This window comes from Yoonia sp. R2331, assembly GCF_041103235.1.
Taxonomy (GTDB): Bacteria; Pseudomonadota; Alphaproteobacteria; order Rhodobacterales; family Rhodobacteraceae; genus CANMYO01.
This window is the reverse complement of sequence record NZ_JBGCUN010000001.1, coordinates 1,933,532-1,957,601: the sequence shown is the minus strand read 5'-3', so window position 1 is coordinate 1,957,601 and position 24,070 is coordinate 1,933,532. Positions and strand designations below refer to the sequence as shown.

Sequence of the window (24,070 nt, the reverse complement as noted above, 5' to 3'; positions counted from 1 at the left end):
AAAAGGGACTTGCCGTAACATGTTTCGGAAGGTCATTGAGGCGTCAGCAGAGCGGAGGTTGATATGAAGCGGTCCACCATCAATGCGATCATGGCCGAGGCGGATCAGATGATCCGGTCCTACGGGTTTACCTTGCCGCCTTGGGCCTATTGGAGCCCGGATGAATTTGTTGCGCGTAAGGATGAGGCGGCGAATGTCGTAAGTGCCCGAAATGGTTGGGATATTACCGACTACGGCGCGGGCCGCTATGATGAGATGGGGTTGTTTCTTTTCACGCTGCGCAATGGCCGGTTGGCGGACCTACAGCGCGGCGGTGGTATGTGCTATGCCGAGAAGTTGTTGATTTCAAAGGAAAACCAACTGTCGCCGATGCACACCCACGTGATCAAGGCCGAAGACATTATCAACCGCGGCGGGGCGACGCTGGTGATTGAGCTGTTTGGATCGGACGAGGCTGGCAATTTCAGCGAAACGGCGGGTGGCACGGTCTGGTGCGACGGGTTGGAACGCCCTTACAAGCCGGGTGAGAAACTGCGGCTAACCCCCGGAGAAAGCGTGACTTTAATGCCAGGTGACTGGCACGCGTTCTGGGGCGAAGGCGGTGACGTGCTGATCGGTGAGGTGAGTACCGTCAACGATGATGAAACCGACAATATTTTCAGGGAACCGATCGGCCGCTTTGCCAATATCGAGGAAGACGTGGCCCCGACACATTTGCTGGTGAGTGACTACAAGACCTGGCTGGCCTAACCCACCGCACGGTTGTCTTGGACGATGCACAAGTGATGCACAGAGCATACACATCCGGTGCGCATCAGGATCTTAACGGGGGTTAACCACCATCGGCTTAGAGCCAGCGACGGACCTGCTGCATGTAGGATGTGTAGGGGTCGCCGAAGGCACGGGTGAGTTTGCGCTCCTCTAGACGGATCACAAAATGGCTGGTGACAAGGACGGCAATGATTCCGGTGCCCACGATCCAGAGGTTATCGAGCAGGATGGCCACGCCAAACTGGATGATTGCCAAGCCAAGGTAGCCTGGATTGCGGCTGTGGCGGTAGACCCCCGCAGTGACCAGCGCGGTTGAGGCACTGTAGGGGTCATAAGTGGTGCCAGCGGTTTCAATGTCCTGAATGGAACGCCAGATGACGAAGACCCCGGCGGCGATCAAGAGTGGCCCAAGGATCAGTTGCAAGGGCAAGGGAAGGACGCGCCACGGCATCAGCCAGCCGATGAGAAGCCCAAGCACCAAAGCCACGCTGAAGATCGTGGGCGGAGAGGTGAAGGGTTTCTGAAATTCCTGTGTCATGAGATGCGCCTGATGTGACGGGGCCATCAGAGGTGATGCTTGGCTGGCGGTCAATAGGAATGATGCAAGGCCTGTCGCGACGAGCTGACCGGAGCACAGAGTGACAGATGCTGCTGCAAATAGGTGTGATCCCTAGGAACCCTTACAATTGGCCCCGCATATTCCAGAGTTCTGGAAAGAGTTCGACTTCCAGCATTTTACGGAGGTATTTGACACCAGACGTCCCGCCTGTGCCGCGTTTAAAGCCAATGATACGTTCAACTGTGGTCACATGATTGAAGCGCCAGCGGCGGAAATAGTCTTCCAGATCGACAAGTTTTTCCGCGAGTTCGTATAACGTCCAATGCGAACCGGGATCGCGGTAAACACGGGTCCATGCATTCATCACCTCTGTGCAGGAACGATGCGGTTGATCCATGGAATAAGCCTCAGAAGGAAAGCTAAGATCAAGCTCTTGCGCAAGAAGGTCCAACGCGACGTGATAAAGCGATTTCGTCCGAAGTTCTTGCCCCAACATGTGATGCAATTCGGGGCGGTGTTCATGCACTTTCATCATGGCGCGATTGCGGTTGCCCAGAATGAATTCGATCAGTCGGTATTGATGCGACTGGAAACCCGAAGACTTGCCCAAATCATCGCGAAAAGCGGTGTATTCGCTTGGGGTCATCGTGCGCAGCACATCCCACGCGTTGTTGAGCTGTTCAAAGATGCGCGCAACACGCGTGAGCATCTTGAAAGCAGATGGAAAGTCCCCTTCGGACAGTTTCGTGCGCGCTGTGGTCAATTCATGCAAGGCAAGTCGCATCCACAATTCAGACGTCTGGTGCTGGATGATGAAGAGCATTTCATCATGTGCGGTCGATTTCATGTTCTGTGATCCAAGAATGGGATCAAGTGACAGATAATCGGCATAGCTCATGTCTTGTGCAAAAGACATTTTGGCGCCGTCGTCCGCGGGGTCATATGACGTCATAGAGGCGCCTCCGTGCTGAAATTGCAGCGCGAGAAGTACTGCCTCAAACCTTGAGAATAAAGGCCCAATGCGCGCGGGGGCTTCGGCCTGATCATTATGGATTTCACAGCCGATTCTGACACTAAGGCGGTCGAACAGGGCAGCAATGGGGACGTTTCGAATGTCCCGAAACGCGTCTTGATGCGTGCGGCAGCGAATTCAGACTTGGCCGGGCGATACCCAACCTGCACGACGCTGCTGCGCCGCGTGCTCTCTTGTCGCTAGGCTGACCTTATTCTGCGACCGTGCTGCGGCATGGCGATGGTCTACACGCGCAGGAGGTCGGCCTCGTGCCGTTTGAGGCATTTGCGGGCGGTGTCGCCGTAGATGCTGACGTCGGCGCGCAGGTCCGGGAACAGGTGGAACAGTTCTTCGCGCGCGGCATCGTGGATGGCCGAGAGGCCGATGCTGCCGGGGTGGAAGCTTTCGGTGGCCGCACCTTCGGCATAGACCACTTCGTGTTCGTCGAACATCATGTGGATATAGGTGACGGTTTCGCTTTCGTCCTGGGTGACGTGCACGCCGTCAACGAGGTGTTTGGCGGCCACCAGCACCTCTGTTTCGCCAAAGAGCAGTTCGGCGCGGTAGCCTTGGAACAGCATCCGGTGTTGGGGCGAGACGACAAGGTCGCGTTCCAGACCGGTAACCACGCCGGGGCGGATGCGCACGGGCGCAAAGCGGTCGAGCGCGGGCACGGTGCGGCGCTGGATCCAGCGGATGGGTTGCAGCCCGTGATCCCGGGTGACGACCATATCGCCCACGCGCAGGTCCGCGATGTCGCGCGCGCCGTGGGGGGTGGCGATGTTGGTACCGGGCGTGAAGCAGATGATATTCTCGATCTCGGAGAATGTGACAACCGTGCCATCGGTCATCGTGTAAGAGCCGGAATAGCTGCCGGTCCCATCGTCAACCGCATTGGCGCGGATTTGGGCCACGGTTTCGGTGGCCAGCCCGTTGATATCGAGCGTGTCGCCGGTGCTTTCGCTGCCCGCACCGCCGTCGATGTTGATCGCCCCGGTGGTGGTTTCGGCAAGGTCCGTGACGACAAAGGTGTCATCGCCTTCGTCGCCAGAGGCGGTGTCGCCTTCTGCCACGGTCAGGGTGTCGTTGCCGGAGCCTGCAATCAGCGTGTCTTCGCCCGCGCCGCCGATCAGCGTGTCATTGCCCGCGCCGGTGGACACGTTGTCATTGCCAGCGCCACCGTTGATCTGATCGTCGCCTGATCCGGTGATGATCTGTTCGATCTCGGCAAAGTTGGCGTTGGAGCCGCCGCCCGAAATTGTGCCAGCCTCTGCGCCTGAGAAGTTGACGGTCAGGTCGTCAGTCTGGGAGGAGGCGTCGATGACGTCGCCGCCAGCGACTTCGCCTGCTTCGCCGCCTGTGATGGTGTCGTCGCCAAAGGTGCCGGTGAGCGAGAAGGTATCATCGCCGTCGCCGCCAATTAGCGTGTCATTGCCGGTGCCGCCATCCAGCGTGTCGTTGCCTGCGCCTGCGTCAAAACTGTCGTCGCCTGCGCCGCCGGACAAGGTGTCATTGCCCGCGCCGGTGCTGACGTTGTCGTTGCCGGTATCGCCCAGCACGGTGTCATCGCCCGCGCCGGTTTCGATCTGTTCGATCTCCGAGAATGTCGCGGTGTCGGTGCCGTCAGACAGCGTGCCTGCTTCGTCGCCAGAGAAATCGACCGTCACAGCGGTGGTCAGGGCAGAGCCGTCAATGCGGTCGCCTGTCGTCTCGCCGCCTTCGCCGCCGACGATGGTGTCATCACCAAAGCCGTCCTGCTGGACCCAAGTGTCATCGCCGTCGCCCATGTCGACGCTATTGGCGTTGCTGTCACCATTGACGGTGTCATTGCCGGAGCCAAGGTTGATCTGTTCAATCTGGCTAAAGGTGACGGTCTTGTCGTTGGTGTCGTCACCATCATCGGTGTTGGAGTCAGCCGAGATTGTGCCCGCTTCATCGCCGGTGAAGTCGACGATCATGTCTTCGGTCACGCCGCCATAGACGGTGCTGCCATCTTCGGCGACAAATTCGTGCTGACCCATTTCAATGGTGTCGCCGGTGGTTTCAGTGTCTTCGCCACCGGTGATCAAGTCGATGCCGACACCGTCGCCAACAAAGAAAACATCGTCGCCGTCGCCGCCGCCGACAGTGTCATCACCGTCGCCGCCAACAATCGTGTCATTGCCGCGCCCGCCCAGGATATCGTCGTTTCCGGTGCCGCCATCCAGCAAGTCATGGCTGGCATCATCGCCCTGGTCGATGATGAAGTCGTTGCCAACCCCACCATAAACAGACGAGGGGCCAGCGCCCGGGTCCGTAAAGAGAAAATCGTCGTCACCACCGCCCATGAGCGTCCCTCCTCCGAGGATTGTGTCGCTGCCCGCGCCACCGGAGAGCGTGTCGTTGCCGCCCTCGCCATTGATTGAATCATTCCCGGCGCCACCAAAAACGGTGTCGTCGCCTGTGCCTGCAAAGATGTCATCATTGCCGTCGCCAGCGATGATCGTGTCGTTCCCTGCGCCTGCTTCGATCAGGTCGTCATTGTCGGTGTCACCGGGCAGGATGGCGTCATCGCCGTCCACCACGTCACCATCAGGGTCGCCGGTATAGCCCGCGTCGATCAGATCACCACCGGCGGTGCCACTGACCGTGCCGTCGCGGTCAGTGACCACAACGTTTTCGATATTGGTGAAGTCGAGCGTTGTGCCGTCCGCAAAGTAGACAGTGCCGTTTTCAAAATTGCCCGCGTCATATTCGATGCGGTCCACGGCAGAGACGGTCAGCGTGTCATTGTCATTGCCCGCTTCGCCGCCGTCGACGACATCGCCGCCGCCCCCGATGATGGTGTCGGCATCCGCGCCACCAAAGATCGTGTCCGCGTCTGCGCCGCCGTCGATGGTGTCGTTGCCCGTGCCGCCATAGATGGTGTCATTGCCGTCGCCGGAGGTGATACTGTCAGCGCCGCCGTAGCCATAGACCAGATCATCATTTGCACCGTGGCCCGGGATGATCACATCGTCGGCGTCAATCCGGTCGCCATCGGGGTCGCCAGTATAGCTTGCGTCGATGGTGTCAGCACCTGCCGTGCCTTCAACTGTGCCGTCCGGCAGGGGGATGCCGATTGCGGTCAGGTAGTAAGGATTATCGGCATCCGCAGGTGAAATCCCGACCAGCGTGATGCTTTCGCCACCGGGGAAAGTCAGCACCGCATTGCCCGAGCCATCATCCGTGACGGTCACATCATGGGTATTGACCGGGTCGCCGCCCGCATCCGTCAGGCTGGAGACATCCAGCAGATCAATGCCGGTGAAGGTGCCATCGCCATTGGGCGTTGGGGCATCAAAATTGGTGACGGTGTCATTGCCGTCACCATCAGAGAAGACCAGCAGGTCCGCATCGCCATCGGGGCCAGTGCCACCCAGATCAATGGTGTCGTCACCAGCGCCGCCATCGACGGTATCCGCACCGTCGCCCGCGTCGATGGTATCGTCAGCCGCAGAGCCGGTGATGCTGTCATCGCCAGCACCGCTGTCGACAACAACGCCAGAGGGCGAGCCGGATGCATCAATGGTATCGTTGCCGGACCCGGTGCGCGCCTCTTCAATTTCGGAAAACTGCGCGGTTTCGCTGTTGCGACTGGCGGTGCCTTGTTCCGCGCCTGTCCAGGTGATGGTCGTGTCCTGGGTCAGGCCCGAGCCATCGAGGACGTCGTAGTCGTCGCCCGCTTCGCCGCCTTCGATCTGGTCTGCGCCGCTGGTGTCAGACAGGATCAGCGTGTCGCGATCCGCACCACCATAGAGCGTATCAACACCGGTGTTGGATGACAGCGTGTCGTTGCCCGCGTCGCCATGCAGTTCGTCGTTGGAATTTGCGTCCGTTTCGGTTTCGGTCAGGGTGTCGTTGCCAGCACCGCCATAAAGCGTGTCATCGTCACCGACTGAGGCCTCTTCGCCACCGTCGAGGATGTCGTCACCTGCACCGCCGTAGATTTCATCGCTTTGGTCGCCGCCGTCGATGACGTCATTGCCTGCGCCCATGGTGATGGTATCTGCACCGCCGTCGCCAAAGACGGTGTTGTCGCCGCCCGTGGCCGAGATGTCGTCGCCGCCCGAGCCGCCGAAGGCCACATCATTGCCTGCGTCCAGAACGATGGTGTCCGCGCCACCGCCGCCGTAAAGCGTGTCGTTGCCTGCGTCGCCATCAATGTAGTCGGCACCTTCGCCACCAGATACCGTGTCATCGCCGGTGCCGCCAAAGGCGGAATCGGCACCTTCGCCGCCGTAGATTTCGTCATTGTTGTCATCGCCTGTCAGCAGGTCGTTGCCGCCGTCACCGAAGATCGTGTCGTCGCCCAGGCCACCTGAAATGGTGTCGTCGCCGGTGGGGTCGGCGACTTCGTCAAAGTAGATGTCGGTGACGTTGACCAGACCGTCATCGCCGGTCTGGTCGGTGTCGGTATAGATGATCTCGATCCGGGACACCGGGCCGGGGATATTCACCAGGACCGAGGCTTCGGGATCGTTGGCGCTGTGAGCGGTTCCGTTTGAGGTGACGTTGTTGTTGGTCGCATCGAGGATCAGATTGGCACCCGGGGTCAGGGTCACGGTGACAGGAAGACCGTTGGCGTCATAGGCGCGGATCGTCACGCGGTCGGTGAAGATGCCGTTGCTGTCGATGTCGTTGACGCGGAAAGAGACGTTGGTGACCGGGTCCGCAAAGGTGAGGTCGGCGGCGGAGCTGGCCAGATCACCACCGATCCAGAGAGAGCTGTTGGTGTCCACCGGCGCGCCGCCGGTGTTGATGCCGCTGACAACGTTGGTCAGGGTGCTGTATTCGGGCGTTGTGTCCGAACCGCCAGAGCCATCGGGGAAACCTGTGGGCGAGGCGTTATAGGCATAGGTGATCGTTGTGCCGCCGGTGTCCTGGCCGAAGCCTGCGGTCATGAAGTCGCCGTCGTCGATAGCAGAGCCATCGCCGGAAGGGTCGGGGGCCGCGCTCCATTGGAAGACAGCGCGGCCGGTGCCTGCGCTTTCGTCGCCGCGCAGGATATCATTGCCCGCGCCACCTAAGATGCTGTCGTCGCCGGTTTCGCCGGTGATGCTGTCGTTGCCGGTGCCGCCGTCGATGATGTCATCGCCCAGGCCTGCCTGCACGGTGTCATCGCCGCTGCCTGCATTGATCGTGTCATCCGCACCAGAGGTTTGGTCGCCGCCGGGGTCGCCGGTGTAGTTGGCGTTGATCACATCGTCGCCAGAGGTGCCATCAACAGTGCCATCAAGGGCAGAGGTCACCACGGCAGAGCCACTGGAAATGGTCCAGGTATCGGGGATGAAGTAGGTGTTGCCGTCTGTGCCGAGGTAGAACAGACCGGTGTCGGGGATGTTGGAGTATGTTTGGCCATTGCCGGTCCAGACGCCTGTCCAAACCCAGCTACCGGTTGCAATTGCAGCGCCGTCTTCGGTGAACGTCGACTGGCTGCCCGAGATCGTGTCATCGATCCCAAGAACGCCATCCGCGCCAAGATTTACCAGATAACCGGTTGCCATTACTGCTCTCTCCTCGTGGGTTCTGATGCAGCACCAACACGCTGCGAACCTTCTGTCCCGCCTCATGACCTATGCGGAAGGCGTGGCGAGATTGGGTTCAAGGCATGGAAAATTTGAGTTTGTCTTGACCGAATTGGGGCAGGGCTGCCCCAGTTCGTAACGCCGGGTTAAAGCCCGGCGAGCAAGCTTGGAATGGCGGTTTTGAACTTGAAAAAACCTGCAGTGGCACGCGGCCAGGCGGCAGCGTCATAGGCGCGGATGCGCTGGATCAGGGGCGCCTCTGCAAGGGCATCGCGGGTTGGGCCTACGGGGATGTAGGAGGTCACAACGTGGTCGAGCTTGTGTGCTGTCATCCAATCGCGGATGCCAGCAGGAATAATTTTGGGAGCATCAGAAAGTTTCGACACAAATTCAGTAACTTGCGGTGCGACTTGCAAGTGGCTTCGGTGGTCTGTTGTCTGACAAAATGCTGTGGCGACAGGTGTAATGTGCAGCCAGTCGGGGGACATGTCCTCTTCTGTTACCAAAAGGCCGATCCGGCCCGAGGTGGGCAAGGGATCGGACACAGGCGGCGGGCCCGGTCGCGGTGCGGGTGGGCCGGTCAGTGGCGGTGCATGGCTGGCAAGGCCGGCCGGATCAAACCGGCCATCGGTGTGTTCGGCAATATTGGCGCGCCGGGCAAGGTAGGTCTTACCAACCGTTTGCAGCCCGCCGACCCAGCGCCACGACAGGGTATTGGCCGCCGGGTCACCATCCAGCAAGTGGCGCAGAAAGAAATCGGCCCCCAGTGACCAAGGCAATTGCAACGTGAAAATCCAGATCGAGGCGAACCACATCCGCGCATGATTGTGCAGATAGCCGGTTTGCACCAATTCCCGCGCCCAATGGTCGAAACAGGCGATGCCAGTGTCGCCTGCGCAGGCATCCTGCCACCGCTGCCGCAGGCCCGATTGGGTTTGCACAGCGTTCCAGGCTGCGGTGCGGTCGGCCTTGTACTGGTCCCAGACCGCGGGGCGCAGTTCCAGCCAGCCCTTCCAATAGGTGCGCCAGTAGACCTCTTGAATGAACTTTTCAGCGGCCTTGTAGCTGTGGGCGGCGCGGGTGGCGCGCAGCACGTCCTCTTCGGTAATCACGCGGTGGCGGATGTAGGGCGACAATGCTGAGACATGACCTGCGCGGTCAAAATTGCGGGTGCGGGCATAGGCGACACCGGCGGCAGGCAAGAAGGCGGTTAGCCGGGCATGGGCGGCATTACGGGACGGCGGGAAGTCGGGCATGACGCGACAGCTATGGCGTTTGGGGACCGGGTCAAGGCACAGGGACGGTGGCTGTCAGGTCTTTTGACGGGCGGCAAAAACGCTTTGCGCCAGATCGTTGGTATAGCTCGCCAGCTCCGCCAGTTTGACGTCGGTCAACGCAGCGTCCTGCGCCTCGATCGCATCGGCGATGGCGCTGTGCAAGGCGACGATGGTTTCGCGGGACCGGGCGCTGAAGGTGATCATGTTCATCAGGGGTTCAATCGCCTCGACCGCGCCAGCCAATTGGTAGGACAGCACGGGGTTTGCCGCGGCATCGACAAGGGCGCGGTGAAAGGCCACGTCGCTAGCGCAAAACGCCTCGTCCGTCAGGCCCGGTTGTGCCTGACGATGTGCTTCGGCCCGCATGGTGGCAAGATGATCTGCGGTGCGGCGCTGGGCTGAAAGGGGCGCGCAGGCGCGTTCAAGCGCATAACGCGCCTCGCAGGCTGTGGCAAAGCTGACCGCGTTCATCGACAGCAGTAACGTCGAGGTCGTGATTTGCTGGCCGTAAGCGTCGGGGTAGGTCAGCTTGTTGACAAAGGCCCCGCCGGTCGCGCCGCGTTGCGTGCGGATCAGGCTTTGCGCGCCTAAACGTTTGAGCGCCTCGCGCACGGTGGAACGGCTGACCGCGAATTGCTCGGACAATTCTGCCTCTGACGGCAGGCGGTCATCAACGCGCAAATCACCCGACACAATCGCGTCGCGGATTGATTTGGCGATCTGTGCGGACAGATCAGCGGGGTTGTCTGGATCAATTTTCATTTGTCAGACATTTAAAAGTCTGACATTTGATTTAGCAAGTCCTGAGTCGCTTTGGGAGGCGCGTCTTATGCATCATGTCATGCGGTCCACGTTGTGGCTTGCGTTTTTCAGCGCAATCCTTGTGGCGTGGTGGATGATGTATGTGATGGCGATTGATATGGATCTGGACCTGTTGGGGCGGCCGGGATCCGCAGGGCAGGCGATGGCCGCAATGGACCCCCGAATGCCGATGGACATGCCGATGGCGCGGTTTGGGCCGGTTTTCCTGATGTGGGCGATCATGATGGCAGCGATGATGCTGCCGACGATGGTGCCAACCCTGACCACCTATGAGCGATTGATGGTCAGTGCCGATGGCACGCGGGCCGGATGGCTGGGTGTGTTGCTGGGATATTTCGTGATGTGGGTGGTCGCCGCCGCAGTGATTTCCGGCGCTCAGATCGTGCTGTTGTTTGGCGGCGTGGTGGACATGCTGGGCCGTGCGCAATCGGTCTGGTTGCAGGCCGGTTTGCTGATTGCGGTCGGTGCGTTCCAGTTCACCCGCACCAAAGAGGTTTGCCATGGCGTATGCCATGCACCGATGAGCTATTTTCTTGGCCACTGGCGCACCGGATTTGCCGGTGGCCTGCGTATGGGGCTGGGGCTGGGCGCGTTTTGTGTCGTGTGCTGCTGGGGCTTCATGGCTCTGGGTTTTGTAGGCGGGGTGATGAACCTTGCTTGGATGGGGCTGGCGACACTGTTCATGGTTCTCGAAAAACTGCCGCAGATCGGGCACCGCGTGACGCGCCCGATGGGGTATCTCTTGATTGCATCTGGTGTGGCGCTGGCCGCAACATCACTTTAGGAAAGGCTGATAAATGGCTGATAAGAAACGCGCACCAAGTGATCGCATCGCGATTTCGCAACGCATCGACCAGCGCATGGACAACCCCAAGCGCCGCAAGCTGCAACCAACTGATTGGGCAATCAAGGGAGAGCTTTTCCTGAATTGTTCCTGCACGGTGTTCTGCCCCTGTGTGGTGTCGCTGGGCGCACATCCTCCGACCGAGGGGCATTGTCACGCCTGGATGGCGATTGCGATTGATGAAGGCCATTTCGAGGGCGAGGATCTTTCGGGTCTGAACGTCGGTCTGCTGGTCGACATTCCGGGCCGCATGGCCGAAGGCAATTGGAAGGTTGCGGCTTATGTCGATGAGCGGTCCAGCCAGAAAGCCTATAACGGTATCCTGAAAATCTTTTCCGGGCAGGCGGGCGGCACCACGGGGCTGTTCACCATGCTGGTGTCCGAGATCATCGGGGCAGAGCGTGAAAAGGTCGAAATCGTGCGCGAGGGCACGAAGCGCGGCATCTATATCGGACGCAAGATCCAAGGCGAGATCGAGATGATGAAGGGCGCGGACCCGGATCATCCGGTGATGGTCAGCAATTCCAAGTATTGGATGGGCCCCGACATCATTGCCGCCGCTGGTACGAAATCCAGAGTGCGCGACTACGGCCGGGTTTGGGATTTTGGCGGTAAATCGGCAGAGATCTGCCCGATTGACTGGAAAGGCCCCAAACCGTGATCACGCCGGAGTATTGCCGCGTGATGGCGCGATATAATGCGTGGCAAAACAATGCGATATGGAAGATTGTCGAGGCGATGAAGGCGACCGATCTAGATCAGGATCGGGGTGCTTTCTTTGGGTCGATCCGGGCCACGCTGAACCATCTGTTGTGGGCCGATCAACTGTGGATCGGCCGGTTTGATGGTGGCGAAAGCCCCGCAACGTCGATTAAGCAAAGTGTCGATCACACCGCCACAATTGGCGATTGGTGGGCGGCGCGTTTTCGCACGGATGGCAGGATCAAGCAGTGGGCCGCGGAGCTTTCGGCGCTTGATCTGGTTGGTGAGCTGTCTTGGTTTTCGGGGGCTATGAACCGCGAAGTTCACAAGCCAGTAGGCCATTGTGTAACACATTTTTTCAATCACCAGACCCATCATCGGGGGCAGGTCCACGCCATGTTGACGGCGGCGGGGGCCAAACCTGATGACACGGATCTGGTCTTCATGCCAGAGGACTGACGGATGGCAGGGCTATCAACTTCGCGGCGCGTGCGCGCCACACCCTTTACCCCCGGCGTCGAGGCGGCAGGGGTCAAGTCATTTACGGTCTATAACCGCATGCGGTTGGCGACAGTGTTTCGGTCGGTGGTCGAGGATTACCACCATTTGAAGAACGCGGTGCAGGTCTGGGATGTCGCGGTTGAGCGTCAGATCGAACTGCGTGGCCCGGATGCCGCAAAGTTGATGCAGATGCTGACGCCGCGTGACCTGCGCGGGATGTTGCCGGGGCAATGTTTCTATGTGCCTATCGTCGATGAGACAGGTGGCATGCTGAACGATCCGGTGGCGCTGAAACTGGCAGAGGACCGCTGGTGGATTTCCATTGCAGACAGCGATTTGCTGCTTTGGGTCAAAGGTTTGGCATACGGCTTTCGGTTGGATGTGCTGGTCGATGAGCCTGATGTCTCGCCCCTTGCGGTGCAAGGGCCGCTTGCCGACGAACTGATGGCGCGGGTCTTCGGCGAGGCGGTGCGCAGCACGAAGTTCTTCCGCTTTGGCTGGTTTGATTTCCAAGGCACATCGATGGCGGTGGCGCGTTCGGGGTACTCCAAACAGGGCGGGTTCGAGATTTATTGCGATGGCACTGCCAATGGGATGCCGTTGTGGAATGCGCTGTTTGAGGCGGGCAAGGATCTGGATGTGCATGCCGGATGCCCCAACCTGATTGAACGGATCGAGGGGGGGCTGTTGTCCTACGGCAATGATATGACGCGCCATAACACACCGCACGAGGCCGGGCTGGGGCGGTTCTGTTCGACACAGACGGCGATTGGGTGTGTGGGCCGCGATGCGCTGTTGCGGGTTGCCAAGGAAGGTCCGATTCAACAGGTGCGTCCGATCAGCATTGCCGGTGACATTCCACCGTGTGATGACGTCTGGCCGCTGTTGGCAGGTGGCAAGCGCGTGGGTCAGGTGACCTCTGCCGCGGCATCACCCGACTTTGAAACAGGTGTTGCAATTGGCATGGTGCGGATGACCCATTGGGACGCAGGCACCACGTTGCAGGTGGAGACACCGGACGGGCTGCGGGATGCAGTCGTGCAAGAGAAGTTTTGGATTTAGCGCTGTCGGCCTTGTCGGAGCCTCCGGCGGGGATATTTTTGGCCAGAAGAAGCAGGGGGCAGCGCCCCCGGATGAAGGGAAAAGACATGTTCAACGCATTGGTTGTGACCAAGAACGATGAAGGCAAGACCGCTGCGGCTGTGCAGCAGATCACCGAGGACCAACTGCCCGAGGGGGATGTGACGGTTGCGGTCGATTTTTCGACGGTGAACTACAAGGACGGTCTGTGCATTGGGCCGGGTGGCGGCTTGGTGCGGAATTATCCGCATGTGCCGGGCATTGATTTTGCGGGCACGGTCGAGGCGTCGGACGACGCGCGCTACAAGCCCGGCGACGCCGTTGTGCTGACAGGTTGGCGCGTGGGCGAGGCGCATTGGGGCGGATATGCCCAGAAAGCGCGGGTGAAAGGTGATTGGTTGGTGCCACTTCCCGACGGCATCACAGCGCGGCAGGCGATGGCCGTGGGGACGGCGGGTTTCACTGCGATGCTCGCGGTGATGGCGCTGGAAGATCACGGGATCAAGGATGGGCCGGTTCTGGTCACCGGTGCCGCGGGCGGTGTCGGGTCGGTTGCGACAGCGATCCTTGCCAATCTGGGGCATCAGGTGGCTGCTGTCACCGGGCGGCCCGAGACGGCGGATTATCTGACCGGGCTGGGTGCCACGCAGATCGTGCCCCGCACAGAATTGAATGAAACCACAAAGCGCCCGCTGGAAGCAGAGACATGGGGCGGCTGCGTCGACGCTGTTGGTGGTGAGATGCTGGCACGTGTGCTGGGGCAGATGAAATATGGGGCGAGCGTGTCTGCGGTTGGGCTTGCCGGTGGTGCAGGTTTGCCTGCGACGGTCATTCCGTTCCTGCTGCGTGGGGTCAACCTTTTGGGCATCGACAGTGTGATGCAGCCCTATGACAATCGGGTGCGGGCCTGGGCGCGGATCGCCAAGGACCTGCCGATGGACAAGCTGGAAGCGATGGTGCAACCGGCTGTGTTGTCTGATCTGCCAGCCCTTGGGCGTGACATTCTGAAAGGTCAGGTGAAGGGCCGGGTCGTGGTCGATGTGAACGGCTGATCCACTCAAATTCCGGGTGAAAAAGGGCGTCCCTGAGGGGGCGCCTTTTGTTTTTTTGGACGCGCGGCTACGCGCCGGTTTTTGTCGAGCCGTGCGATCCTGTTGTTCTTGAAAACCATCGCCGAGGTCTGGCCGTTGCCCTTGTGAAATCCCGGCGAAGCCTTCGCGTTTTCTAGATATTCAAATGTCATTTTGGGATTGCTTTCCAAGGCACCGCTTCGTGTCGATTTTTGCATTCAACGTTGATTTTTCCTTTTTTGCCTGTCTTGACCGGCCATGTGTCGAAAGAAGCACGAAATAAGGTCTCTGAAGCACCAAAAATTGCCAAAAAAGCGATAAAAAATTGGAGTTAACACTTCTTTTTGAAATGCGGTCGTCGTAGGCTTGTTGCACAAAAAAATAGCCAATAGGGAACACCACAATGTCAATCAAACCACCTCTATCGGATTTGCCGATCAAGACGGCGGAGGCCGGGTTTTACCGTGGCTTCAGCGTCAATGTGACGGTGATAAGTAAAATCATTATCAGTGTGCTTGTCGTCTGGTGTATCTTCTGGCCTGTGCAGGCTGGGAACGTGCTGGGCACCTGGAACTCGGCCATTCTGGCCAGTTTTGCGGCTTGGTACATCTGGGTCGTGGCCGCGTTTGTGATTGTGTGTATCGGGCTTGCGATCTGGCCCGCCGCGGGACGATTGAACCTTGGGGCGGACGGAGAAAAGCCTGAGTTTTCAAACTTTTCCTGGTTCTCGATGATGTTTGGTGCCGGTATCGGTGTCGGCATGTTGACTTGGGCGGTGGCGGAACCCGTCGCGCATTTCAAGAACAACCCATCGGTCATTCAGGGGATCACCACGGCGTTGGATGCGGATAACGTCCGCACGGCTTATGTCTGGTCCTACCTGCACTGGGGTTTGGGCGCCTGGGCCTGTTATGCGATTGCTGGTCTGTCTCTGGCATTCTTTAGCTATCGCCGCGGCTTGCCGCTGACCATCCGGTCATCGCTGACACCACTTTTTGGCAAATCCCTGTCCGGGATGCCGGGTCATATCATTGATATTGTCGCTGTGGTCGCCACCATTCTTGGTGTGGCGCAGACGCTTGGCTTTGGGGTGGAACAGTTTGTCGCCGGTCTGACACGGATTGGGATCGGCGGACTGGCGATGGAAGACGGTACCGCGACCACAACGGGGATCGTTGTTGCCCTGCTGGTCATCATGGGCGCGTCGACCTTGTCTGCGCTGTCTGGTGTCGGCAAGGGCATCAAGTGGCTGTCAAACATCAACATGGTGTTGTCGATCTTCTTGCTGAGCTTCTTCATCATCTTTGGCGCGACATTCTTTGGTGCATCGGCCTTCTTCATTGGCATCTACGACTATCTGGTCGCGTTGCCTGGGCTGAGCTTCAACGTCTATACCTCTGACGGTGTTGAAGGGTCTGAATCCTTCCTGCTGACGCAATGGCAGGGCTGGTGGCCGGTCTTCTACTGGGCCTGGTGGATCGCATTTGCACCATTCGTGGGATTGTTCCTGGCGCGTATTTCGCGCGGTCGGTCGATCCGCGAGTTTGTGCTGGGTGCGATGATCGTGCCGTCGCTGATGTGCTTTGTCTGGTTTGCGTGGGCCGGTGGTACAGCCATCGATCTGGAGCTGAACGGTGGTGCAAATGGCGTCATTCTGGACGCGGCAAACGGTGACAAGATCTTTGCGATGACAGAGTTCATGTTGTCCCCGATTGCCGACGCGTTGGCCTGGGGCATGGCGGTTGTGATCGTGGTCTTGCTGATGACGTTCCTTGTGACATCTGCCGACTCGGCCGTGTTGATCGTGAACACCATCAACGCCGCTGGCGACGAAGGTCCAAAAGCACGTCCGCACATCCTGTTCTGGGGTGCCGCACTTGCACTGGTGGTTGGCGGATTGCTGATCTCTGGCGGAACCGGGGCCATTCAGACCGCTATGGTGATCGGGGCGCTTCCGTTCTCGATCGTGATGGCGCTGATGTGTCTGGCGCTGATCAAGGCGATCTTTAACGACAGCCGCAGAGAAGCGGCAGGCGTCGACTCTGTGACCGTTGATCCGGTGACAACACCCGCTGAATAAAGCGTAAACCTGAAAATCAAGAGGCCCCGGTGCTTGCGCGCCGGGGCCTTTTTCGTAAGGTCGGCGCATGACACTTGATACCGCATGGGTGCGCGCCCAATTTCCCGCCTTCGCCGAGCCGTCCTTGCAAGGGCAGGCCTTTTTTGAAAACGCAGGCGGGTCCTATACCTGCGGGCAGGTCATTGACCGGCTGACGCGCTATTACACGCAGCGCAAGGTGCAGCCTTATGCGCCCTATCCGGCCTCAGAATTGGCGGGGGCCGAGATGGATGAGGCCCGCAGCCGCTTGGCCGCGATGCTGGGTGTGGACACCGACGAGCTGTCGTTTGGGCCGTCGACCACGCAGAACACTTACGTGCTGGCGCAGGCGGTGCGAGGTTGGTTGATGCCAGGTGATGCCATCGTGGTGACCAATCAGGATCACGAGGCCAATTCCGGGCCGTGGCGCAGGTTGGCGGACGCAGGGATCACGGTGCGCGAGTGGCAGGTGGACCCCGAAACCGGAGAGTTGGACCTCGCAGATTTGCCTGCGCTGCTGGATGGGGCCAAGCTGTTGTGTTTTCCGCATTGTTCCAACGTGGTGGGGGCGATCAATGATGTGGCTGCGATTTGCGCCGTGGCCCGCGACCACGGCGTGCGGACTTGCGTGGACGGGGTTTCATACGCACCACATGGGTTTGAAGATGTGGGCGCGCTGGGGTGTGATGTGTATCTGTTCAGCGCTTACAAGACCTATGGTCCACATCAGGGGCTGATGGTGATCCGCCGGGCGTTCGGAACTGCACTGCCCAATCAGGGGCATTTCTTTAATGGCGGGACCTTGTATCAGCGGTTCACGCCTGCGGGTCCGGACCACGCGCAGATCGCGGCAAGTGCGGGGATGGCGGATTATTTTGAGGCGCTGAGCGCACATCACGGCGGGCCCGCCAGCGGGGCCGGTGCAGCGCGGCATGCGCATAGGCTTATGCGGGATGCCGAGGTTGCCTTGCTGCAGCCCTTGCTGGATTACGTTGCCGCCAAGAACTCGGTGCGGGTGATCGGCCCTGTGGAGGCAGCCCGACGCGCGCCAACCGTGGCCTTGGCCGCGCAGGGCAATGCAGAGGCGCTGGCCCGCGAATTGGCACCACATGGGGTCATGGCGGGAGGCGGGGATTTCTATGCCATACGCCCGCTGACCGCGATGGGGGTGGACCCTGAAAACGGCGTGCTGCGGGTATCGTTTACGCATTACACCAGCCGTGCTGAGGTGGATCAGTTGATCACGGCGCTGGATCAGGTGCTTTGATCCGCCCCGTCTAATCAGGTAGGATCAGGCGGGGGAGATGCCATGCAATACCAATGCACGATCGACATCAATGGCCCGCGCGACCGGGTCACGGCGCTGTTTGATGATCCTGACAACCTGATGCAGTGGCAGGACGGCTTGCAGAGCTTTGAGCACTTTGAGGGTGAATTTGGCGCGGTCGGGTCGAGGTCCCGCATCCGCTACAAGATGGGCAAGCGCGAGATCGAGATGATCGAGACGCTGGAAGAACATGCCATGCCTGACCGGATGGTGGCGGTGTACGAGACCAAAGGCGTGTGGAACCGGAATGTGAACACATTCACGGATCTGGGCGAGGCAACCCGCTGGAACATGGATTGCGATTTTCGCTGTAGTGGGTTTCTGAAGGTCATGGCGTTTGTGGCCCCCGGCATGTTCCGCAAACAGACCGAGAAGATGATGCAGGACTTCAAGCGTTTTGCCGAGGCTGAGATGGGCTGAGAGCGCCAAAGGCATCCCTTGACGCGGTGGCCCGCGCGCTAGGTTGCGGGGTTCACATGCAAGGGGCGTTCATGTCTGACACAACACCAATTATTCTGTGGTTTCGGCGCGATCTGCGGCTGGCGGATCATCCGGCACTTTGTGCCGCCGCGGCGACGGGACGGCCGGTGATCCCGGTCTTCATTCATGATGAAGTCGTTGAGACGCACGGTGCCGCACCAAAGTTTCGTCTGGGTTTGTCGGTGGCCGATTTGGCGTCAAGACTGGCAGAGATTGGCAGCCGCCTGATCCTGCGGCGCGGGCCAGCGTTGGCGGTCTTGCAGGCCTTGATTGCCGAGACCGGGGCGGGGGCGGTCTATTGGTCGCGGCTTTATGATCCGGCGTCCAAGGCGCGCGATACCAGTGTGAAAGCAGCGTTGAAAGATGCGGGTGTCATCGCCGAGAGCTTTCCGGGCCATGTCTTGTTTGAGCCCTGGACAGTGCAGACCAAGACAGGTGGCTTCTACCGGGTGTTCACACCGATGTGGAAGGCTGTGCGCGGGGCTGAGATTGCCAGCGCCTTGCCCGCGCCAGCCGCCTTGCCTGCGCCGGGCAGTTGGCCCCAGAGCGATGCGTTGGACAGCTGGCATATGGGGGCCGCAATGCAGCGCGGGGCAGATGTGCTGCGGCCGCATTGCACGGTGGGCGAAGTCGCGGCAGAGGCCCGACTGGCGACTTTCATCGACGACAAGGTGGCCCACTATCAGGCCAACCGTGATTTGCCGGGGGTCGACGGCACCTCTCGCCTGTCGGAAAACCTGACCTATGGTGAAATCAGCCCGCGCACCTGCTGGCATGCAGGCTGGGCTGCGCTGCACGCGGGAAAGGCGGATGCAGAAGTGTTCCTGAAGGAGTTGGTTTGGCGCGAATTTGCATATCACCTGACCCACCACACGCCGCATATCACATCCGGCAATTGGAAGCCGGAGTGGGATGCCTTCCCTTGGAACCGCGATGAAACCGCAGAGGTGACGGCCTGGAAACGCGGGCGCACGGGTGTGCGGTTTGTCGATGCGGCGATGCGCGAGATGTATGTGACGGGCACAATGCACAACCGGGGTCGGATGATTGTGGCGTCCTATCTGACCAAGCATCTGATGAGCCATTGGAAGATCGGGCTAGATTGGTTTGCAGATTGCCTGATCGACTGGGACCCGTGTTCCAACGCGATGGGCTGGCAATGGTCGGCAGGCTCTGGTCCCGATGCCACGCCCTATTTCCGGGTGTTCAACCCGGTCACGCAGCTGGACAAATTCGACAAGGATCGCACCTATGTCGGCCGCTGGATCGCCGAAGAGTATCGTAATCCCGCTGACGAGGCGCTGGCCTATTTCGACGCAATCCCCAAAAGCTGGGCCATGTCACCCGGCGACAGCTACCCCAGCCCGATTGTCACGCCCGAAGCAGGGCGCGCGCGGGCGTTGGAGGCTTATAGCAATCGCGAAAAGGCTTAGCTGGCGGGTGCGGGGGCCATGTTATCCATGAAGACCCAGCCACGGCGCAGAGGCTCGCCAAAGGCGACAGAGCACATGTTGACCTCGACCGCGCAGGCATCAATGCCGCCGCCGTTGCCGGGGGACAGGCGGGCCACCACATCCTGACCGTCGGGGCCGGAATAAACCGGCAGGGCCAGAACGCCGGTGTTCACATAAGCGACGTTGGGTTGGAACCGGTTGGTCCAATTGAGGTCAAGGGCAGGGCCGGTGGCGATGGCTTGTGGCAGCATCTGCGGTGTCACACCGGTGATCGAAGTGGGCGCCTGCACCGTGGGAGTGTCAACGGCGATTTGATCGGCAGGCGCATTGGCCACCGCGATCCCGTCACATCCCGCCACTGTCAGCAGCGCCAGTCCAGCGCCGATCATCCGCATCATACCCATCTTTTGTATTCCCCAGTTCAAAGCCCCGCGCATCCGGGGTGTTGCGATGTCTACACCACGCGATGCGCCATAAATCCAGTCCCGACCCACATTTACGAAACTAAACGCATCCGGAACCGTGACTTTGACGTAACAAAGGTTAATGATAACGGGCAGGGGGAATAACCCCCGCGTCTGACCACTTAAGACGACAGGGAACACGATGATACTGACTTCGACCGAGGGGCAAAAGAGCCTCCCGCGTTACTTTTCAGCTGTATTCAACAGGCTGGGTGGGCTGAAACGCGGGCGGTTGGACATCAAGCTGCAAGACGGGCGCATCTTTCGGTTGGAAGGGCCCGCACCGGGCCATGTTGCCGAAATTGAAGTGCATAACCCGGATCTGTTCACCCGGACGATCCGCGAAGGCGATCTGGGGTTTTCCGATGCCTACCTGGACGGCTGGTGGAGCACACCGGATTTGCAGGCCTTTATGGATCTCGTTCATGACGAGGCCGAAGAGATGTATGACGGCTTTCCCGGGCAGGGATTGGTGCGTTTGTGGGAAAAGTTGCGGTTCTGGCTGCAGTCAAATTCCAAGCGGCAAGCCAAAAAGAACATCAGCTATCATTACGATTTGGGTAATGATTTCTATGGGTTGTGGCTTGATGATACGATGACCTATTCATCAGCCAAGTTCGAGACAGGGCAGGAAAGTCTGGAAAAGGCGCAGACCCAGAAATACGCCAGCATGGTGGATCAGATGGGCGCACAACCGGGCGATCACGTGCTGGAAATCGGCTGCGGGTGGGGTGGTTTTGCAGAATATGCCGCTAAAGAGCGTGGATTAAAGGTAACCTGCCTGACGATCAGCAGGGAGCAGTTTAACTACGCCGTGGAGCGTATTGAAAAGGCTGGTCTTTCCGATCAGGTGACGTTCAAGCTACAGGACTATCGTGATGAGACCGGCACCTATGATGGGATCGCGAGCATCGAGATGTTCGAGGCGGTGGGTGAAAAGTACTGGCCGGTCTATTTTGACACCGTGCGGGACCGTTTGAAGCCGGGCAAGAATGCAACGTTGCAGATTATCACCGTCGCGGACCACCGCTGGGATGTCTATCAACGCGGCCCGGATTTCATCCAAAAGTACATCTTTCCCGGTGGCATGCTGCCCAGCCCCACAAAGCTGCGTGAAGCGGTTGAGACGGCAGGGTTGAAGGTTGCAAAGTCGGTCGAATTCGGACCGTCCTACGATATCACCTTGCGGCGCTGGCACGAGGTTTTCAACGCCAAGTGGGACCAAATCGCCGGTATGGGATTTGATGACCGGTTCCGCAAAATGTGGAACTTTTACCTCACCTCTTGCGCGAGCACCTTTAAAAGCGGAAACTGCGATGTAACGCAGATTACCGTCACAAGGGCCCACTGAACGCGGCCCTCGGGCGGATTGCACGAGGGAGCAGACCCATGCCGACAGCCGGACGTTTGACCGCCGCCTTGGCCCTTGCCCTGTTGGGGGGCTATCTGGCTTATCTGACATCGCCACTTTTCGAAGAGGGGTCTTTGCCCGGTTTCTGGTGGCCTTTATGTATCCTGGCCGGTGTCTGGGCCGGTTGGGTGGTGATGGGCAAGCGCGCCGGTCGCGGCTATTCGGCGGCGGTGGGCAACGGATTTACCGGTGTGGCGGCGCAAGTGTTCTGGATCCTGTTTCTGACGGCGGGTGCAGATATGCTGCAGAAATCCATGCGCCGCAGCTATGACGGTCCGATCGAGGCGGTGATTGATGTGTTCCAACTGATGTGGGAATACGCGCAGGATCTGGGCACGCAAGAGGTGGGCGTGGCCCTGGTCGTTGGCGCGATTTGTGCGGCCTTCTTTTCGGAATTCTACGCGAAACGCTTTCCTTGAACCTGTTTGTTTACGGCACGTTACGCGCCTTTCCGCTGATGGAGGCCGTCGGCGGAGATAGATTTCGCCACGCGCCTGCGACACTCGATCATTACCAGGTCACAGGTGTTGTGGGCGACGTTGTGCCGACGATCTTTGCCGAGATTGACGGTCAGGCAGAGGGGCTGTTGTTGCGGAACGTGACGCCTGCCGCGATGGCGCGGTTTGATCTGTTTGAGATGGCTTGGGACTACACGCGCCATACCGTCACAGTGCAGACAGCGGACGGACCGAAAGAGGCAGAGGTTTATTTGCCGCCTGAGGGGCAGAGTTCGAACGGCTGGGCGTGGTCTTTTCAGGATTGGGAGGCGCAAAATTGCGCAGCCGTGACCGATGCCGCAAAAGAGATGTTTGCCCGCGATCCGCTGCCCGATGAGGCGGGGTTTGCGTCGCGCTGGCCGATGGCCTTGTCCCGCGCGTGGGCGCGGACCCGCGCGCGCACGCGGCGTGCCCCCACCTCCCTGCGCAGTGATCACAACCGATTTGAGGACGGAAGCGTTGCGGCGATACGGGCCATGTCGCCACCACAGGGCAGCTTTTTCGCGCTGCAGTCGTTTGAGGTCAGCCATCAGCGCTTTGACGGACAGGGCAGCGGGGTCTTACCGCGCGAAGTTTTTCTGGGTGTCGATGCCGCACTTGTGCTGCCTTATGACCCGGTCAGTGAAAGGGTGCTTTTGGTGGAACAAATCCGCATGGGGCCACTGCGGCTGGGAGAGCCGAACCCTTGGGTTCTGGAACCGGTGGCGGGCATCGTGGATGCAGGTGAGACGCCAGAGGCCGCCGCACTGCGTGAAGCCGCGGAAGAGGCGGGGCTGGAAGACATGGTGCTGGAACCCATCAACAGCTTTTATCCAAGCCCCGGTGCTTCCACAGACTTTTTCTATTGTTATCTGGGGCTGACAACGCTTGCTGATCGGGATGCCTATTCCGGCGGGCTGGCGGCCGAGCACGAAGACCTGCGGCTGCATACGATCCCCTTTGCGCGCGCGATGGATTTGGCCCGGACCGGAGAGATTGGCGCAGGTCCTTTGCTGGCGATGCTCTATTGGCTGGCATTGAACCGGGACCGCTTGCGCGCTTGAGTTCGGCGGTGTCGCCGCCTAGACATGAACCAACAGGACAAAGGCCCCAAGATGCACATCAAATCCGACCTAGCCGCCGCCGTTGGCAACACCCCATTGATCAAGCTGCGCGCCGCGTCAGAGGCGACGGGCTGCACCATTTTGGGCAAGGCAGAATTTCTGAACCCAGGCCAGTCAGTCAAGGACCGTGCGGCGCTTTTCATGATCCGCGACGCGGTGGCGCGCGGTGATTTGCGACCCGGTGGCACCATCGTGGAGGGCACAGCGGGCAACACCGGGATCGGTTTGTCGTTGGTGGGGGCCTCGATGGGGTTCAGATCCGTCATTGTGATGCCCGAAACCCAATCAGACGAAAAGAAAGAAATGATCCGTTTGACCGGGGCGGAATTGGTGCTGGTGCCTGCGGTGCCCTATGCCAATCCAAACAATTACGTGAAGTATTCACAGAGGTTGGCCGCCGCCTTGGCCAAGACAGAACCAAATGGCGCAGTTTGGGCCAACCAGTTTGACAACATTGCCAACCGGCAGGCCCACGTGGAAACCACCGGGCCAGAGCTGTGGGAACAGACGGGCGGCAAGCTGGATGGGTTTACCTGCGCCTGCGGGTCGGGCGGTACGTTGGCCGGTGTCGCCGAGGTCTTGCAGCCCAAGGGCGTGAAGATCGCGTTGTCGGACCCCGATGGATCAGGGCTTTACAAGCTATTCACCGGAGAGACGCCCGCGTCTGGCGATAGTATTTCTGAAGGGATCGGGCAGGGGCGGATTACGGCCAACCTGGAAGGGTTCAAGCCAGACTTTGCCTATAAGATCCCCGATGCCGAAGCGCTTCCGTTGATCTATGATTTGCTGGCTGACGAGGGGTTGTGCATGGGTGGGTCGACGGCAATCAATATCGCAGGGGCCATCCGGTTAGCACGCGACCTTGGGCCAGGGCACACGATTGCAACGATGCTGTGTGACTATGGCACGCGATATCAGTCCAAGGTTTGGAACCCTGCGTTTCTGAAATCAAAAGGGCTGCCAGTGCCGGCGTGGTTGGATCGTGCGCCTGCCGACATACCATCTGTGGCCGAGGACGTGTAACCTTGGGCGCGATCCTGCGCCTGTGTTGC

Annotated in this window: 21 protein-coding genes; 14 read left to right on the top strand and 7 right to left on the bottom strand. The window is 59.7% G+C overall.

All coding sequences use genetic code 11. From position 1 onward, the window contains the following. Positions 1-63 precede the first annotated feature (63 nt). Complete coding sequence (locus tag AB3Y40_RS10030; protein ID WP_369438647.1) at positions 64-750, top strand: D-lyxose/D-mannose family sugar isomerase; 687 nt, start codon at positions 64-66, stop codon at positions 748-750. Between the two features lie 97 nt (positions 751-847). On the opposite strand, the gene AB3Y40_RS10025 is transcribed toward AB3Y40_RS10030, so the two are convergent. The 5 genes from AB3Y40_RS10025 to AB3Y40_RS10005 all read right to left on the bottom strand — a co-directional run bounded on the left by AB3Y40_RS10025 (position 848) and on the right by AB3Y40_RS10005 (position 9,927). Continuing rightward, the gene (locus AB3Y40_RS10025; protein ID WP_369438646.1) at positions 848-1,309 is read right to left on the bottom strand and encodes a methyltransferase family protein; all 462 of its coding nucleotides are present in this window, start codon (positions 1,307-1,309) and stop codon (positions 848-850) included. Positions 1,310-1,451: 142 nt separating this feature from the next. After that, positions 1,452-2,282, bottom strand: a complete 831-nt coding sequence (locus tag AB3Y40_RS10020; RefSeq protein WP_369438645.1) for a tryptophan 2,3-dioxygenase — start codon at positions 2,280-2,282, stop codon at positions 1,452-1,454. 305 nt (positions 2,283-2,587) lie between these two features. Beyond that, the gene (locus AB3Y40_RS10015) at positions 2,588-7,867 is read right to left on the bottom strand and encodes a Hint domain-containing protein (protein WP_369438644.1); all 5,280 of its coding nucleotides are present in this window, start codon (positions 7,865-7,867) and stop codon (positions 2,588-2,590) included. Positions 7,868-8,034: 167 nt separating this feature from the next. Continuing rightward, positions 8,035-9,144 carry an FAD-binding domain-containing protein gene (locus AB3Y40_RS10010; protein ID WP_369438643.1) on the bottom strand — a complete coding sequence of 370 codons (1,110 nt, stop codon included), beginning with the start codon at positions 9,142-9,144 and terminating at the stop codon, positions 8,035-8,037. 54 nt (positions 9,145-9,198) lie between these two features. Further along, positions 9,199-9,927, bottom strand: coding sequence for a FadR/GntR family transcriptional regulator (locus AB3Y40_RS10005; RefSeq protein ID WP_369438642.1), 729 nt, complete (start codon positions 9,925-9,927; stop codon positions 9,199-9,201). Positions 9,928-9,994: 67 nt separating this feature from the next. On the opposite strand from AB3Y40_RS10005, the gene AB3Y40_RS10000 reads away from it, so the two are divergent. The 5 genes from AB3Y40_RS10000 (at position 9,995) to acuI (ending at position 14,166) form a co-directional block, all read left to right on the top strand. Continuing rightward, the gene (locus tag AB3Y40_RS10000; RefSeq protein WP_369438641.1) at positions 9,995-10,771 is read left to right on the top strand and encodes a DUF2182 domain-containing protein; all 777 of its coding nucleotides are present in this window, start codon (positions 9,995-9,997) and stop codon (positions 10,769-10,771) included. Between the two features lie 13 nt (positions 10,772-10,784). After that, the gene (locus AB3Y40_RS09995; protein ID WP_369438640.1) at positions 10,785-11,492 is read left to right on the top strand and encodes a DUF1326 domain-containing protein; all 708 of its coding nucleotides are present in this window, start codon (positions 10,785-10,787) and stop codon (positions 11,490-11,492) included. Next, positions 11,489-11,992 carry a DinB family protein gene (locus AB3Y40_RS09990; protein WP_369438639.1) on the top strand — a complete coding sequence of 168 codons (504 nt, stop codon included), beginning with the start codon at positions 11,489-11,491 and terminating at the stop codon, positions 11,990-11,992. The genes AB3Y40_RS09995 and AB3Y40_RS09990 overlap by 4 nt, the downstream gene beginning before the upstream one ends. A 3-nt stretch (positions 11,993-11,995) precedes the next feature. Next, positions 11,996-13,096 (top strand): dimethylsulfoniopropionate demethylase, encoded by a 1,101-nt coding sequence (locus tag AB3Y40_RS09985; RefSeq protein ID WP_369438638.1) that lies wholly within the window; start codon positions 11,996-11,998, stop codon positions 13,094-13,096. A gap of 86 nt (positions 13,097-13,182) precedes the next feature. Beyond that, positions 13,183-14,166 carry an acryloyl-CoA reductase gene (gene acuI, locus AB3Y40_RS09980; protein WP_369439635.1) on the top strand — a complete coding sequence of 328 codons (984 nt, stop codon included), beginning with the start codon at positions 13,183-13,185 and terminating at the stop codon, positions 14,164-14,166. A gap of 5 nt (positions 14,167-14,171) precedes the next feature. On the opposite strand, the gene AB3Y40_RS09975 is transcribed toward acuI, so the two are convergent. Beyond that, entirely contained in the window at positions 14,172-14,402 is a 231-nt protein-coding gene (locus tag AB3Y40_RS09975; RefSeq protein WP_369438637.1) for a hypothetical protein, read from the bottom strand. A gap of 185 nt (positions 14,403-14,587) precedes the next feature. On the opposite strand from AB3Y40_RS09975, the gene AB3Y40_RS09970 reads away from it, so the two are divergent. The 4 genes from AB3Y40_RS09970 to AB3Y40_RS09955 all read left to right on the top strand — a co-directional run bounded on the left by AB3Y40_RS09970 (position 14,588) and on the right by AB3Y40_RS09955 (position 19,522). Beyond that, complete coding sequence (locus AB3Y40_RS09970; RefSeq protein ID WP_369438636.1) at positions 14,588-16,264, top strand: BCCT family transporter; 1,677 nt, start codon at positions 14,588-14,590, stop codon at positions 16,262-16,264. Between the two features lie 67 nt (positions 16,265-16,331). Next, positions 16,332-17,549, top strand: a complete 1,218-nt coding sequence (locus AB3Y40_RS09965; protein ID WP_369438635.1) for an aminotransferase class V-fold PLP-dependent enzyme — start codon at positions 16,332-16,334, stop codon at positions 17,547-17,549. Between the two features lie 42 nt (positions 17,550-17,591). After that, a complete protein-coding gene (locus AB3Y40_RS09960; protein ID WP_369438634.1) occupies positions 17,592-18,029 on the top strand; it encodes an SRPBCC family protein in 438 nt (145 codons plus the stop codon). 71 nt (positions 18,030-18,100) lie between these two features. Next, positions 18,101-19,522: a cryptochrome/photolyase family protein gene (locus tag AB3Y40_RS09955; protein WP_369438633.1), complete on the top strand. Its 1,422-nt coding sequence runs from the start codon at positions 18,101-18,103 to the stop codon at positions 19,520-19,522. Here the strand turns inward: AB3Y40_RS09955 and AB3Y40_RS09950 are convergent. Next, positions 19,519-19,932 (bottom strand): hypothetical protein, encoded by a 414-nt coding sequence (locus tag AB3Y40_RS09950; protein ID WP_369438632.1) that lies wholly within the window; start codon positions 19,930-19,932, stop codon positions 19,519-19,521. The two genes, AB3Y40_RS09955 and AB3Y40_RS09950, sit on opposite strands and share 4 nt — an antisense overlap. 217 nt (positions 19,933-20,149) lie before the next feature. On the opposite strand from AB3Y40_RS09950, the gene AB3Y40_RS09945 reads away from it, so the two are divergent. Genes AB3Y40_RS09945 through AB3Y40_RS09930 form a run of 4 tightly spaced genes read left to right on the top strand, consistent with a single transcriptional unit; the run spans position 20,150 to position 24,041 of the window. Further along, a complete protein-coding gene (locus AB3Y40_RS09945; RefSeq protein ID WP_369438631.1) occupies positions 20,150-21,358 on the top strand; it encodes a class I SAM-dependent methyltransferase in 1,209 nt (402 codons plus the stop codon). A 38-nt stretch (positions 21,359-21,396) separates the two neighbouring features. After that, positions 21,397-21,837 carry a TrgA family protein gene (locus tag AB3Y40_RS09940; protein ID WP_369438630.1) on the top strand — a complete coding sequence of 147 codons (441 nt, stop codon included), beginning with the start codon at positions 21,397-21,399 and terminating at the stop codon, positions 21,835-21,837. Further along, positions 21,834-22,958 (top strand): gamma-glutamylcyclotransferase, encoded by a 1,125-nt coding sequence (locus AB3Y40_RS09935; protein WP_369438629.1) that lies wholly within the window; start codon positions 21,834-21,836, stop codon positions 22,956-22,958. Before AB3Y40_RS09940 ends, AB3Y40_RS09935 begins: the two co-directional genes overlap by 4 nt. Before the next feature lie 51 nt (positions 22,959-23,009). Further along, the gene (locus AB3Y40_RS09930) at positions 23,010-24,041 is read left to right on the top strand and encodes a cysteine synthase A (protein WP_369439634.1); all 1,032 of its coding nucleotides are present in this window, start codon (positions 23,010-23,012) and stop codon (positions 24,039-24,041) included. Positions 24,042-24,070: the final 29 nt, after the last annotated feature.